Here is a 14,847-nt window from a genome sequence, read left to right on the forward strand (position 1 = left end):
GGCGTATGCCCATGACACACATAAAACAAGCCTATGACGCCGCCTGCTACTACGATGGAAAGCTGTTGGGCCGCTGTACCGTGGCTGACAGTGAAGCCTATTCCCTTCTGATGAAGGAGTGCGGCGGCGAGGCCGTCCGTGTCCTGCGGGAATATCCCTACCTGTCCCCGGAGCTGAAAGCCATTCTGGAAAAAGCGGCGCTCATGCAGGCCGACCGCCAGAGGACAGGCGGCATGTTCCATGAGCCGGAAAGCTCCCCGTGGGGCAAGGTTCAGACCTGCGACACGCTCTGCCCCGGGGTGTTCCTTGTGAGCACGGCCAGCCACGGCGGGACAATGGTAGCAAAGGAAGTGGCCGCCGTCCTGTCTACTGCGGCTAAAAAATGCGGTTTCCAGAGGAACGGTTACATCTGTTTTGAGGAGGACGCACAGGAAAGCGTGGTACTGCGGGAGCTCTTAGATAAAAAGCTGTGGAAAATCCCTGACCGTATCAAGGATAAGGAAAAATTTGAGGAAAACATCAACCAGTCCATCAGACAGTATAACCCCGACTACTGGCGGGCAAGGCAGGCCGGACGAGAGGCCGCCGTGGAAGGGAAACGGCCCCTGCCCGCAAAGGAGACGGCCAGATAGCTTCGGGCCACCATGGCCCGAAGTGCCAAAGGAGGTGAACAGCCCATGGCATATGTACCCGTACCAAAAGACCTAAACAAAATCAAGACGAAGCTGGCCTTAAACTTGACGAAGCGCCAGCTTATCTGTTTCTCCCTTGCGGCGGCGGTGGGGATTCCGTCCTACCTGTCCAGCCGTGGAACCATCGGAAACAGCCCGGCCCTTTTCCTGATGATTGGCCTCATGCTCCCGTTTTTCTTTTTCGCCATGTATGAGCGTGACGGCCTGCCACTTGAAAAGGTGCTGAGGAATATCCTGCGCACCCGGTTCCTATATCCGAGGGTGCGGCCCTATCAGACAGAAAATTTTTATGCTCTATTGAGCGGTTTCAAGAAGGAGGCGAAGCCGATTGCAGAACCAGAAAAAAAGAAAAAGCCCCGCAGGAAAAAAGCCTGACCGGAAAGGCGGCCTGTTTCCCGGCGGAAAGCGGAAGGTTCCCGCCACCGCCCAGCAGACCCTTCCCTACCGGGAAATGTACCGGGACGGCGTGTGCCGGGTGGCCGACCATTATTACACGAAAACCATAGAATACGAGGACATCAACTACCAGCTCGCACAGGCCGAGGATCAGGCCGCCATTTTTGACGGGTGGAGCGCCTGCTTAAATTACTTTGACAGCACCCTCCCCTTCCAGCTCTCATTCATCAACCACCGGAGCCGCCCGGAAAGCCGCTACAGCGTCAACATCTCCATGCAGGAGGACGAATATAACGGGGTGCGGCAGGAATACGTGGAAATGCTGGAAAACCAGATAGCCAAAAGCAACAACGGAATCGTGCGGACGAAACTGTTGACCTTCGGCGTGAACGTGGACGATTTATCCACGGCCCGGGCGAGGCTGGAACGGGTGGAGGCCGATATCATGAACAATTTTAAGAAGCTGGGCGTAAAATCAGCCGCCCTCTCCGGGCTGGAACGCCTGGAACTGCTCCACGGCCAGCTCCACCCGGGCGGGAATGACCCCTTCCGTTTTTCATGGGATATGATACCAAAAACCGGGCTTTCCACAAAGGACTTTATCGCGCCCACCAGCTTTGACTTCCGGTTCAGCCGTCTGTTCCGGGTGGGCACCACATGGGGAGCCTCCTCCTACTTGCAGATTCTTGCCTCGGAGCTTTCCGATAAACTGCTGGCGGAGCTGTTGGAGCTGGACGCGGAAATGACCATCACCCTCCATGTGCAGACAGTCGATCAGGCCGCCGCCGTGAAAGCTATCAAGGCCAAAGTCTCCGATATCGACAAGATGAAGGTGGAGGAACAGAAAAAGGCGGTGCGCTCCGGCTACGACATGGACATTCTGCCTCCCGACCTTGTGACCTACAGCCAGGACGCTAAGACCCTTCTGGAAGATTTGCAGAGCCGGAATGAAAGAATGTTCCTCCTGACCTTCCTTGTGGTCAACATGGCGCCCACCCGGCGGGAGCTGGACAACGACCTGTTCACCGTGTCAGGAATCGTGCAGAAATACAACTGCGCCCTGAAACGGCTGGACTTCCAGCAGGAGCAGGCGTTCCTTTCCAGCCTTCCCCTCGGCCACAACGCCATTGAGATACAGAGGGGCCTGACTACCAGCAGCACCGCCATTTTCGTCCCCTTCATAACGCAGGAGCTCCGCATGGACGGGGAGGCGGTCTATTACGGCCTGAACGCCCTTTCCCACAACGTCATCATGGCGAACCGGAAGAAACTGAAAAACCCCAACGGCCTGTTCCTTGGCGTACCCGGTTCCGGGAAATCCTTTGCCGCAAAACGGGAGCTTGTGAACGTGTTCCTCGCCACCCGCGACCGGATTATCGTAGTAGACCCCATGGGCGAATATTCCCCGCTAATCCGGCGGCTGGGCGGTCAGGTGATTGAGATTGCGCCGGACAGCCCGCACCACATCAACCCCATGGACATAGATTTGAGTTTTGACGAGGAAAATCCCATGGCCTTAAAGGCCGACTTTATCCTGTCGCTGATGGAGCTCATTGTTGGCGGCAAGGACGGCCTACAGCCCATTGACCGGACGGTGATTGACCGCTGTGTGCGCTTCATGTACCGGGAGCATATCCAGCACCCGGAAAAGAAACAGATGCCGACGTTGCAGGATTTATACGAACTGCTCTGCAAACAGCCGGAGGCGGAGGCTTCCCGTCTGGCAACCTCCCTTGAAATCTACGTGTCCGGTTCCTTAAACGTATTCAACCATGAAACCAACGTGGACTTGAACCGCCGCCTTGTGTGCCTCGATTTAAAGAAGCTGGGGGCGGGACTGCGCACGATTGCCATGCTCATCATGCAGGATTTAGTGAACTCACAGGTTTCCCTGAACTTCATGAACGGGCTTTCCACATGGTGCTACTTTGACGAATTTCACGTACTGCTCCGGGACGCCCTGACGGCCAGCTACTGCGTTGCCATCTGGAAAATGCTGCGGAAGAAAGGCTGCGTCCCGTCAGCTTTGACCCAGAACGTGAAGGTGCGCCCAGATAGGGCGTTGTGCAAAGCAGTTTAAGGTACTGCCGCACACGGCAGTGTGCGAAACAATCTGCCTTACCGACTAAGGAGAAATCCTTTACGGGAACAGCGCATGGCAGAAAAAGGAATAGTCACCAAAGGACTTAGGTGCGACTGTTTCCTAATGTTAAGAAGATATGAGGATAAGATTGGGTTTATCGAATGTAAGGTTCCAGTTCCTGTTTTTTGCAGGTGTGGGAAAAGTCCTGTAACCCATGTCATAACGCTGTCACGTCATCTTTCACGGCGGGACAACTGCTACACGTTATGAAACAGGCGTGAGAACACGTCATAACGAACCGAAAGCATATCCGACAATCTTCATTCACCTAAGCACAACGCTAACTGGGGATTGCCTAAGTCCGGCTCATTCGCCGGATATGGTAACGGAGGCTCCATAGTAGTCCGAGAGGGGTAATGACCCTTACATGGCGAAGGGAGCCAGTTAGTAACATCTAAAATGTAAGAATGAAAGGGAGGAGAAACCTCAATGAAACCAACATCTGAAATTTTAGAGCGTATTGAAAGGTGTTCCAGCGAACACAAAGACGGCGTATTCACAAGGCTATACAGATATTTACTCCGTGAAGATATTTACTACGCCGCCTATCAGAAACTTTATGCAAACAAAGGCGCAACAACACAGGGTATCGACGACGATACCGCAGACGGTTTCAGTGACTTCTATGTAAAAGAGTTAATCCAGTCACTAAAGGACGGAACCTACAAGGCTAACCCTGTAAGACGTGGGTATATTCCAAAGAAAAACGGAAAACTCCGTCCGCTGGGTATCCCGTCTTTCCGTGACAAGCTCCTGCAAGAAGTTGTCAGAATGATTTTGGAAGCTATCTATGAACCTGTCTTTGACAGTCACTCCCACGGTTTCAGACCGGGCAAAAGCTGTCATACCGCACTCCGTCAGATTTCTTCTGACTTCACAGGCGTGGTTTGGTTTATCGAGGGTGATATTCAGGGTTGTTTTGATAACATCAATCACGAAAAACTGATTGAGATTTTGAGCAGGAAAATCAAAGACAGTCGTTTTCTGAACATCATTCGCCAGTTTTTGAAAGCTGGGTATATCGAGAATTGGAAGTATAACGCCACTTACAGCGGTTCTCCGCAGGGTGGTATCTGTTCACCGATACTTGCAAATATCTATCTGAATGAGCTGGACAAGAAGTTTCGGGAAATCGCAGAACGCTTTGATAAACCGAGGTCCGCATATCAGACACCGGAATATCATACGGCAAGCAAAGAATTAAAAAGGCTGTCCTACTGGATTGACCATACCGATAATGAAGCGGAAAGACAAGAACTGATTGACCAGCATAAAGCGCAGAAGAAAGCTATGAGAAATCTGCCCTGCAAACCCGCCGACAATAAGAAATTTACTTTTGTCCGCTATGCGGACGACTGGCTGGCAGGTGTGTGCGGCACAAAAGCGGAATGTGAAGAATTAAAAACCGAAATCGCTGAATTTCTAAGCACAGAGTTGAAATTGACCTTGAGTGAAGAAAAGACGCTGATAACGCACAGCTCCGAAAAAGTCCGTTTCATTGGCTATGATATTTGCGTCCGCAGAAATCAGGAGGTCAAAGGTCACAGAATGAAAAACGGGACGTGGAGAAAATCCCGTACCCTGCACATGAAAGTTGCCCTTACTATTCCCCATACGGAAAAGATTGAGAAATTTATGTTTGCAAAGAAAGTCATTCGCCAAAAGGAGAATGGGGAGTTCCAGCCGATACACAGAGCCGGACTTCTCAACCTTGCGGATTATGAGATTGTGGAGCAGTACAATGCCGAAGCAAGAGGACTATGCAACTATTACAATCTGGCCTGTGACTATCACACGCTGGACTACTTCTGCTATCTCATGGAGTATAGCTGCTTAAAGACGATTGCCAACAAGCATAAAACCAGTATCCGCAAAATCATCCGCCAGCACAAAGACGGGAAAACGTGGTCTGTTCCTTATGAAACCAAAGCTGGGACAAAACGTGTACGCCCTGTTAAAATCGCAGATTGTAAGCGTGGCGAAGCGAGTGACATCATCTATCAGAGAAAGAAATTTAGCTGGAAAACCACTATCAGACAACGGCTTAATGCCAGAGTTTGTGAACTATGTGGGTGTAAAGAAGCCGACTTGTACGAGGTTCACGTTATACGGAACCTAAACGAGTTGGGGAATTCTGATTGGGAAACCGTGATGAAAAAGAAGCGGCGGAAAACACTTGTTGTTTGTAGCAAGTGCCATGAAAGAATACACAAACACTAATCAATACGTCAATTACTAATGGGGAGCCGGATACTTCGAGAGGAGTAAGTCCGGTTCCGAGGGAGGGTGTAGGAAACCTGCCGCCAACGGCGGCAAGACGCCTTTACCCTACCCTACGATTTTCTGGCAAGCCCCGAGATTGAGAATATTTTCGAGAACTCGGATTTCCTCGTACTGCTCGCACAGGCACAGGGCGACCGGCAGATCATCGCAAAACAGCTTGGTATCAGTCCGCACCAGCTTTCCTATGTGACCCACACCAATTCCGGTGAGGGCCTTTTGTTTTTCGGGAACGTCACAATCCCCTTCGTAGACCACTTCCCGCAGAATACGGAGCTCTATGCAATCATGACAACCCGCCCGGAGGATAAGAAGAATGAGCCAAAACAGGAATGACACCACTTCGGGCCAACGTGGCCCGAAGCTCACGGTACGGGAAATCCCCAAAGAGCAGGCCATCGGCTTTATCCGCCGCTACCATTATTCCAAAATCATGCCCCGGCTGAATAAGCACTATCTGGGCTTTTACACTGGAAACCGACTTGCGGGCGTGGTGGCGCTGGGCTGGGGAACCCAGCCGCTCCAAAGCATACGGAAGATGTTCCCCCGCCACAGGCTCCAATCCGGCGACTATCTGGAAATCGGGAAGATGTGTTTTCTCCCTGAAATGAACGGGAACCAGTGTTTTGGGAGCCGGGTGCTCTCCCAGCTTGTAAAATGGCTGAAAAATAATACAGACTGCCTGTTCCTCTACACGCTGGCGGACGGCATTATGGGGAAATGCGGCTATGTGTATCAGGCCGCGAACTTCCGGTACATCGGGAGCTTTCCCACCAGCGTCTACCGCTGTACGGCCACCGGGGAGAAAATCCACCCACGGAGCGCAAGGCTCTTACTGGAAGAAAACGCCGCCCTTGACGGGGTGGAAAGACGGTTCTGGCTGACCCATGGCTACTGTGAATACAAGGGGATTGAAAAAATCAACGGCCTCATGTTCCGTTATCTCTACCCGCTGAACAGGCAGGCAAAAAAAATCCTGAACGCCTACCCGGAGTACCGGGGGCTCCCAAACCCGAAGGATAAGGATTTGAAATTCACCATGCGAACCGCCCCGGGCGTATACGCCCCAATCCCGCCGCCGTTATTTAACCGTGATGTATGCCAATTCAACACACAGAAATGTTGAGCTGGCTTTTTTTGTTCCGGGAAAGGAGGAATGACCTATGGGAAAGGAACCAAAGAAAGTCAGGCCAAAACAGCCGCCGCCGGATACCTTCACCTCGGGCCAACATGGCCCGAAGCAGGAAACCAGCCCGCCGCCGGATTCCGCCCCTTCCGGCCGCCTGCGTTTTGAGGAAGGGGACACGCCGCCGCAGGACGGGGCCACCTCGGGCCAGCATGGCCCGAAGCCCTCCGGGAAGTTCCGGCAGGATACGGAGCGGGCCCGCCCCTCCGACCATATGCGGCGGGAGGAAAATGCGGACGGAGACGGAGGGCAGGAACCCCATGACAAAGAGGCCGGGCCTGACCGGGCCGGTAAGAAACGTACTGATGGTGAGAAATATGCCGATGGGGAGAAACGGGCTGACGGCAAGGAACGCTCTGACGGCAGGAAACCGGACAAGACGGAGAAGGCACAGGAAAAAGCGGATAAGGCCGGACGGAAACTGGAATCGGCCCGGGAAAAGCTGGCCTCACAGAAGCCGCCCAAACAGCCGGGACTGGCAAAGAAGGCTGTCCGGGGTGTGCGGGCGGAGGTATGGTTTTACACCCACAACAAAATACACGAGATTGAGCATGAGAACGTAGGCGTGGAAGGAGCCCATAAATCCGAGCTTGTGGCAGAGGCAGGAACCCGTAAGCTCGCCCGGTTTGCCAGACGCCGCTACCGTGAGCACCCGGCCCGCCGGGTGGCGAAATGGGAACGAAAGGAGCTAGCGGCACGGGCCAATCTGGATTTTCAGAAGATGGCAAAGGAACACCCGGAGCTTGCCAGCAACCCGCTCTCCCGCATGGCACAGAAATGGAAACTGAAACGCCAGTATGCCAGACAGGCAAGACAGGCCGCAAAGCAGGGGGCACGGGCGGCGAAGAAAACAGCCGCCACAGCCGGAACCATTACGAAACGGGCGGTTCAGGCGGCGGCCCGCCACCCGGTATTTATCCTGATTATCGTGGTACTGTTCCTGCTGTTTTATATCCTGTCAGCGTTTTCCTCCCTTATCCCCATGCTGGGGAGCGGCCTTGCAAACGCCATATCCGGCACCTCCTACGCCTCCGCTGACAGCGACCTTTTAGGGGCGGACGAGGACTATACCGCTCTGGAAAATGACCTGAAACAGAAGATTGCCAATATCGAGCACACCCACAGCGGCTATGACGAATACCGCTACAACGTAGATGAAATCGGCCACAACCCCTATGAGCTTGCCTCCTACCTGTCGGCCAAATACCACAGCTATACCCGGTCAGGGATACAGGGCGAACTTGGGGAGGTCTTTGAAGCACAGTACGAGCTGACGCTGACCGAGGAAGTGGAAATCCGCTACCGCACAGAAACCAGCACAGACGCGGACGGCAACGAGACGAGCGAGGAAGTCCCTTATGAATACTATATCCTCCATGTGACCTTAAAAAACCGCACTCTCCCCGCCGTGGTGAATACCCGGCTTACCATGGAGCAGAAGGAGATTTATTCCGTCATGCAGGAATTAAAGGGCAACAAGCCCCACCTGTGGGAAGGCATTTACACGGGAGGCGGCACAGGGACGGACCCCGGCTACCAGATACCCGGGGAGGCCCTGTCCGACCCGTCCTTCGCGGCCCTGATTGGGGAGGCGGAGAAATACTTGGGCTATCCCTATGTATGGGGCGGTTCCAGCCCGTCCACCTCCTTTGACTGCTCCGGCTTCGTCTGCTGGGTATTTTCCAACAGCGGCGTCCATAACCTGCCCCGCACCACGGCGCAGGGCATTTACAACCAGTGCGCCCGTGTCTCCCCCGCTGACGCAAAGCCCGGCGATATCATCTTTTTTACTGGCACCTATGACAGCGGCGTGCCAGTCTCCCACGTAGGAATTTATGTAGGCAACAATATGATGATCCACTGTGGGAACCCAATTCAATACGCCAGTATCAGCACGTCCTACTGGACGCAGCATTTCTACGCATTTGGCCGTTTATCAGGAAATTGACCGTCATAAACAGAAAGGAGATTCGCATGAACAGACTTGAAAAAATCGAGAAGGATTTGGAGAAAGCCCGGGAGAAGGCCGCCGAGTGCCAGGCCAAAGTCCGGGAACTGGAAAAACAGAAACAGGAGGAGGAAAACAGCCAGATCGTGCAGGCGGTGCGCTCCATGAAGCTGACCCCTGCCGAGCTCCTGGCTTTCCTAAACAACCCGAAGGACACCCCTGCCGCTTCGGGCCAGACTGGCCCGAAGTCCGCTGACGGAAAAGAAAAGGAGGACGAAGCCCATGAAGAAGCCTAACCTTCACCGATTGTCGGCGCTGGCCGCCTGCCTGCTGTGCGGTACTTATTTTACAATCCCCGCCTACGCCCAGAGCAGTGAACCGCAGGCCGAAACCACATCGGCTGAAACTATCCCAGTTGAAACCGTGACCCCGGAGGAACCGGCGGAGCCCAATCCCTTCACCCCGGACGGAACCGGAACCGTGGTGGATAAGGCCACCGACAAGGACGGGAAGGAATTTTACACCATCACCACCCCGGACGAGAATATCTTCTTTCTGGTGATTGATAACCAGAAGTCCAGCGAAAATGTCTATTTCCTGAACGCCGTCACGGAAACAGACCTCCTTCCCCTTGCGGAAAAAGACGGTGAAGGAACGGCTGTGGAGCCGGAAACCACACCCGCACCGAAAACGGAACCGGAAACGGAAACGCCCACGGAGGAACCAGAACAGCCGGAGCCAGCGCCCAAAGAGGATAAGGCAGACAACGGCCTGTTCTCCCTCCTTCTGGTTGCGGCGGTAGTCCTGATTGGCGGCGGGGCCGGATATTACTTCAAAATCTATAAGCCCAAACATCAGGCCCCGGACTTGGAGGACGATTATTGCGAGTATGAGGAAGAAGCCGAGGAACCGGAAGAATCCGAAGAAGATGATACCCCACCGTGGAACGAAGAAGAACCGGAAGCAGGCGGGGAGGACAAGGAGGACAGGAAATGAATTTCACAGACAGCCCTTTTGAACAGATGATGAAGGAGGTTCCCCGTCCGGGCAGGGGCAGTTCCGGTCCCTGCGCCGGGTGCCGTTATGCTAAAGAGTGCAAAAACCAGAAAGGACGCTGCCGGAAGAAGTTCCGCGCCCTGCTTGTGGAGCCGCAGGCTTCGGGCCAACGTGGCCCGAAGTCCTGATGGCCCGGGAGCTGACCCGTGACGAGAGGAAGAAAATCCGGGGGCTTGTCACGGGCATGTGCGCCAACTATGACAGCGAAACCGGCCTGTGCCTCCCGCTGGACTGCCCCTGCTATATGCTGAATAAATGGTGGACAGGCGCTTACTGCCGCTACTTCCGTCGCTCCGTCCTGCCCCTCAATCCGGCATTGGAAACCACCTTATTGGAGAAAGGGCCCGCCCCCGGGCTCCGACCCTGCACGGTCTGCGGCAGGCTCTTTTTGCCAATGGGGCGGCAAGCCTACTGCTCCGAAGCCTGCAAGGCCGAGGGGAACCGCAAAAAGAGCCGGGAACGTATGCGGAAAATGAGAAGGAAAACGGAGGGCCCCTGTTACGTTTTGCCCTCCGGGAAAGCCTGATTTTGCAGGATTTCTAAGAGGCAGAACCGGGGCCGTGATAATCTGATACCTTTGTCCCCGGTTTTGCTGTTTATTTCGTAACATCATCAGACTTCAGGCCATGCTGGCCCGAGGTCGGAAAGGAGAATCTGCATGGAAGATTTAAAAGGGTATCAAATCCAGAAGGAGGCCGTCTTTGAGAATGGCCGGGGCTTCGCGCTGGCCCATAACCCGGAGGCGCAGTCCCCCTTTGTAATCTGGCATTTCACGGTTATGCCGGAAGGGGAACGCAATTATTATGGCTATACGGCCTGCCGTGGTATCCTGCCGCCGGAAAAAGAATTTGAGAGGTTCCTGTTCGCCTACGACTATGTTTACAAGGTTCCGCAACTGCCGGAGGGCAAAAGGCCGAGGGGAACGGATTATTACCGGTATTACACCCGCTATCCCCTTGACGCGAATGCCTTCCCAAAATCAAAGGAGCTGGGGCTGTTGGAGATTGCCCCTTACGATAACCGGACGATGGTGGAAGGCAATTCCATACGGACGTGGGGAGAACTGATTTATACTAAGCCGCTGCCGGAAAAGCTGGTGGCTGATTATGAGCTCAAACCCTCCCGCCTGAATCCTGACGTAAGAAGGAAAATGGAGGAGCAGACGCAGGCGCTTGGCAAATGGGAGGACAGCCGCCATTTCGGTGATAAGCGGCGGCTGACATGGTTCCATCCGGATTTTGGGACGTATATCCTGAAACAGCCCCTTTCCCCAGAACAGCTTTCCGAACGGATTGAGGCCATGGAGGAATTGGAGGCAGAGCGGAAAGAAAAACGGTCAATCACCGCCCAGCTCCGCAAAGAGACGAATCAGGAAAAGGAAAACAGGGAACCGCCCGCGAAAAAGGGCGGCCACTCCCACGAGGACAGATAGGAGGACGAACCATGCACGAAAAAGACAATTATTTAAAAAATGCAGAGCTTTCCACAGAGCAGAACTGCAACATGATTGACGGGATTCCCAATAATACGCCGCTCCCTCCGGCTCCCCCGGAACCGGACAGAAAGCCGCTGGATAAAGTAAAGGAGCCACCCTCCCGCAAACGGAGCCGGGAACGTGAGGACAGATGAAAGGCCGCAGGCGCGATATCCACCTTCATGTGATGGTGACGGCAGAGGAACTGGCAAGAATAAGAGAACGCATGGACGAGGCCGGTATCACCAACGCCGGGGCCTATGTGCGCAAGATGGCCTTAAACGGCTATATCCTCCATGTTGACCTCTCCCCCGTAAAGGAGCTGGTTTCCCTTCAGCGGCGGTGCGCCAACAATCTCAATCAGGTGGCCGTCCATGCCAACATGTACGGCGTATACCCGGAGGAAATCGCAGGGCTCCAGCGTGATTATGAAACGCTGTGGGGGCAGGTTTCCGATGTGCTGAAAGAGCTTTCCGAGCTGGTGGCAAAGTAACAGACGGGGCGGCGGCCATGGACTGACAGTTATGGCCTGCCGCCCTTTCTTTTTTTGAGCTTCGGGCCAATATGTCCCGAAGATATAGTCAAAATCACGTATATATGATAAAATACAAATATTATGTAGAATCGTGTTCGTTAAAATTGAGAACCAAATTATCAGAGATTGTTTGTATAAATATCGTATGCAGGAGGATACAAAAGTGAATAATTTAAGAGGCTCGGAATGGCATAAGTGGGATTTACATATTCATACAGCTTCATCATATGATAGTCCTTATCGGGGAGATGATGCTGATGAATTACTTTGTGCTACATTGCATGATAACAATATTAGTGCTGTAGCTATTACAGATCACTTTAAAATTGATGCTGATAGAATTTCCCATTTAAGGTCTTTGGCTCCCGATATCGTATTTTTTCCAGGAGTAGAACTAAGAACAGATAAGGGCGCAGACAATCTTCACCTAATAATTGTGTTCTCTAATGAAATAGATTTATCAACATTATCAATGGATTTTGAAGCAATTATGTTAAGGACTAATGCAAAATCAAATAGTTCACCAGAAACAATCTATTGGACATTTGAAGATATAGTAAGTTTTGCGAAATCACATGACGGACTTATTACAATTCATGCGGGAAAAAAGACAAATGGTATTGACAAGGAAATTTCTAATGCTCTTCCAGTAAAAGAGGCAATAAAGGCAGATATTGCAGAAAATATTGATTTCTTTGAAATCGGTAAGAAAACAGATATTAATGATTATTATAAATGGGTATTTAAGGAAGTAGAAGAAAAACCTTTAATTATGTGCTCGGATTGCCATGACCCGAGAAAATATACATCTAAAGAGAACTTATGGATTAAAGCTAATCTTACATTTGAAGGTTTAAAGCAATGCCGCTATCAACCTACGGAACGCGTTTATATTGGTAGTATTCCACCAGCATTAGATAGAGCGAACAAAAATGGAAAGTCTAATATACAACGAATTTCTGTCCATAAAAATGAGAATCCTAAAAATGTAGATATAGATTGGTTTGATTTTGAATTGCCACTAAATTCAGGTCTTGTAGCAATAATCGGAAACAAGGGAAGTGGTAAAAGTGCATTATCAGATATAATTGGCCATTTATGTAAATGTAATACTATGGAAAATGCTTCGTTTTTAAATGAAACCCGTTTTCGTAAACCACCGAAGAATTTTGCAGAAGATTACATTGCTACTATACAGTGGGGAGATTCTCACGTTGAATCTATATCTTTATCAGAAAGTAACTACAATACAACCATTGAAGATGCCCAATATCTCCCTCAAAAATATATTGAGGAAGTCTGTAATGATATAGGTAATGAATTCCAACGAGAAATTGATCGAGTGATTTTTTCTTACGTAGACCGTACTGAGCGTGGCACAGCAACCAATTTAGAAGAATTAGTTTTTAATAAGTCAAAAGCTATTTCTTTGTCCATGCAAAAATTAAACATTGAAATTAATGATATCAATGATACCTTGATTAAACTTGAAGAGAAGAAAACTACCCAATATAGGATACATATAAGTGACAGCCTAAAAAAATTAAAAGATACTTTAGAACGACATGAGAATACTAAACCACAAGAAATAAAAAAGCCCGAACCTAAGGAAGGTAAATCAGATTATCAAGATAAATTAAAAACTTTAAATAGTTCTATTGAGAGTTTAGAAACAAAAATTGAAGAGTATCGTAATAATTTAACGCAAATAAACATTGTAATAGATGAAGCAAACCAACTTATTGCCAAACTGGATTTATTAGAATCTAATGTAAAAGAAACAGAGTTATTATTGAAAGATTTTATAAAAAAGTATTCATTAGATGTTGACGAAAGCGGCATTACGTTGGTTACGCCTAAGGAAACTATACAACAGTATATTCTTAAATTAAGTAATGATAAGATTGTATTTCAAAAATCACTTAATGGTTCTGATACAGAAGATGGTCTTTTAGATAAACTCGAAAAAGAAAAAGAAAAGAAAAGTTCGCTTATATCCACAACGGATAGCGAAGAAAAGCAATATCAAAAATATTTATCTGATCTTGATGAGTGGGAAAAACAGCGCAAATTAATTATTGGCACCAAAACTACAGAAGATACATTAACATATTTTCAAAATGAAGCCGACTATATTGAAAACGAGTTAGATACAATTTATGAAGGCACAAAAAGTAGACGAGATGAAAAAATCAGAGAATTATATCTACAAAAAAGTAATCTTGTTTCAGTGTATCACGAAATATATGCGCCAGTAGAAATTGAAATTAAAAAGCTGTTAGGAGAATTAGAAGAAAGCATAGAATTTGCCGCAGAAATTCAACTGGAGCAAAGTGATTTTGCTGAAACCGCTTTATCCTTAATAAATCAAAAATATGCCGGCCTTTTTAAAGGAAAAAGTGAAGCATATAATAAAATGAATCAGTTGCTTAGAAGGACTGAATTTGATAACGTGGATAGTGTTATAGATTTTATTCACGATGTTCTGGTTGTAGTGGATGAAGATTTAGATAATTCAACAAAAAAAGTTCCTGATAAAAAAGCATTATATAATTTGTTATGTTGCTTGGATTATATCGGAGTTTCCTTTAAATTAAAAATGGGAGAAAGAGATTTGGAGGAATTATCTCCTGGCGAAAGGGGCATTGTCTTACTTGTCTTTTATCTGGCATTAAGTCAAAATAATATTCCAATAATAATTGACCAGCCAGAGGATAACTTAGATAACCAGTCTGTTTATAGTAAATTAGTTCCTTGTATATGTGAAGCTAAGAAAAAACGACAAGTTATTATAGTTTCTCACAATCCAAATATAGCAATAGCATGCGATGCAGAGCAAATTGTATATTGCCATATGGATAAAAATACACATACAATTACCTATGAAGCTGGTGCTATAGAAAATTCAATAGTAAAAGGTCATGTCGTTGATGTTTTGGAAGGTACTATGCCTGCATTTAATTTACGTCAAAGGAAATATACACAGAAATAAACGGATTTTTAGGGAGAGCTACTTATGCTCTCTCTTTTCTATTCTTCGGGCCACACTGGCCCGAAGTCCCGGGACAGGATTCGCTAATCATTCGCAACATTCCTGTCCCGGGGCCGCCATGGTAAAATATAGGTAGAAAGAATAA

General features: G+C 49.5%; 14 protein-coding genes and 1 pseudogene. All 15 read left to right on the plus strand.

What is annotated here, in order from left to right; genetic code table 11:
* Nucleotides 1–11: 11 nt before the first annotated feature.
* The 15 genes and pseudogenes from LC508_RS08875 to LC508_RS08945 all read left to right on the plus strand — a co-directional run bounded on the left by LC508_RS08875 (nt 12) and on the right by LC508_RS08945 (nt 14,702).
* Nucleotides 12–632 (plus strand): DUF7007 domain-containing protein, encoded by a 621-nt coding sequence (locus LC508_RS08875; protein ID WP_009296697.1) that lies wholly within the window; start codon nt 12–14, stop codon nt 630–632.
* Between the two features lie 45 nt (nt 633–677).
* Nucleotides 678–1,067: a PrgI family protein gene (locus LC508_RS08880; protein WP_009296698.1), complete on the plus strand. Its 390-nt coding sequence runs from the start codon at nt 678–680 to the stop codon at nt 1,065–1,067.
* On the plus strand, nt 1,021–3,168 hold the full coding sequence (locus LC508_RS08885) for a VirB4-like conjugal transfer ATPase, CD1110 family (protein ID WP_009296699.1): 2,148 nt from the start codon (nt 1,021–1,023) through the stop codon (nt 3,166–3,168). The genes LC508_RS08880 and LC508_RS08885 overlap by 47 nt, the downstream gene beginning before the upstream one ends.
* Before the next feature lie 492 nt (nt 3,169–3,660).
* A complete protein-coding gene (locus tag LC508_RS08890) occupies nt 3,661–5,451 on the plus strand; it encodes a reverse transcriptase domain-containing protein (protein ID WP_002382861.1) in 1,791 nt (596 codons plus the stop codon).
* Between the two features lie 117 nt (nt 5,452–5,568).
* Nucleotides 5,569–5,847 (plus strand): annotated as a pseudogene (locus LC508_RS08895) (VirB4-like conjugal transfer ATPase, CD1110 family); the annotation flags it as partial.
* Nucleotides 5,828–6,637: a Mom family adenine methylcarbamoylation protein gene (locus tag LC508_RS08900; protein WP_009296700.1), complete on the plus strand. Its 810-nt coding sequence runs from the start codon at nt 5,828–5,830 to the stop codon at nt 6,635–6,637. The pseudogene LC508_RS08895 and the gene LC508_RS08900, both read left to right, overlap by 20 nt.
* Before the next feature lie 37 nt (nt 6,638–6,674).
* Entirely contained in the window at nt 6,675–8,645 is a 1,971-nt protein-coding gene (locus LC508_RS08905) for a C40 family peptidase (RefSeq protein ID WP_057573106.1), read from the plus strand.
* Between the two features lie 26 nt (nt 8,646–8,671).
* Complete coding sequence (locus LC508_RS08910) at nt 8,672–8,941, plus strand: DUF4315 family protein (RefSeq protein ID WP_009296703.1); 270 nt, start codon at nt 8,672–8,674, stop codon at nt 8,939–8,941.
* Nucleotides 8,928–9,641, plus strand: a complete 714-nt coding sequence (locus LC508_RS08915) for a DUF4366 domain-containing protein (protein WP_009296704.1) — start codon at nt 8,928–8,930, stop codon at nt 9,639–9,641. The genes LC508_RS08910 and LC508_RS08915 overlap by 14 nt, the downstream gene beginning before the upstream one ends.
* Nucleotides 9,638–9,829 (plus strand): hypothetical protein, encoded by a 192-nt coding sequence (locus LC508_RS08920; protein ID WP_009296705.1) that lies wholly within the window; start codon nt 9,638–9,640, stop codon nt 9,827–9,829. Before LC508_RS08915 ends, LC508_RS08920 begins: the two co-directional genes overlap by 4 nt.
* Entirely contained in the window at nt 9,829–10,227 is a 399-nt protein-coding gene (locus tag LC508_RS08925) for a cysteine-rich VLP protein (RefSeq protein WP_009296706.1), read from the plus strand. The genes LC508_RS08920 and LC508_RS08925 overlap by 1 nt, the downstream gene beginning before the upstream one ends.
* A 132-nt stretch (nt 10,228–10,359) precedes the next feature.
* The gene (locus LC508_RS08930) at nt 10,360–11,133 is read left to right on the plus strand and encodes a defense against restriction DarA-related protein (RefSeq protein WP_009296707.1); all 774 of its coding nucleotides are present in this window, start codon (nt 10,360–10,362) and stop codon (nt 11,131–11,133) included.
* A gap of 11 nt (nt 11,134–11,144) precedes the next feature.
* Entirely contained in the window at nt 11,145–11,330 is a 186-nt protein-coding gene (locus LC508_RS08935) for a DUF4316 domain-containing protein (RefSeq protein ID WP_009296708.1), read from the plus strand.
* Nucleotides 11,327–11,668 (plus strand): plasmid mobilization protein, encoded by a 342-nt coding sequence (locus LC508_RS08940; RefSeq protein WP_009296709.1) that lies wholly within the window; start codon nt 11,327–11,329, stop codon nt 11,666–11,668. Before LC508_RS08935 ends, LC508_RS08940 begins: the two co-directional genes overlap by 4 nt.
* A 205-nt stretch (nt 11,669–11,873) precedes the next feature.
* Nucleotides 11,874–14,702: a TrlF family AAA-like ATPase gene (locus tag LC508_RS08945; protein WP_009296710.1), complete on the plus strand. Its 2,829-nt coding sequence runs from the start codon at nt 11,874–11,876 to the stop codon at nt 14,700–14,702.
* Nucleotides 14,703–14,847 lie beyond the last annotated feature (145 nt).

This window comes from Blautia parvula (genome assembly GCF_020215665.1).
In the GTDB taxonomy this organism is placed as follows: Bacteria; Bacillota; Clostridia; order Lachnospirales; family Lachnospiraceae; genus Blautia; species Blautia celeris.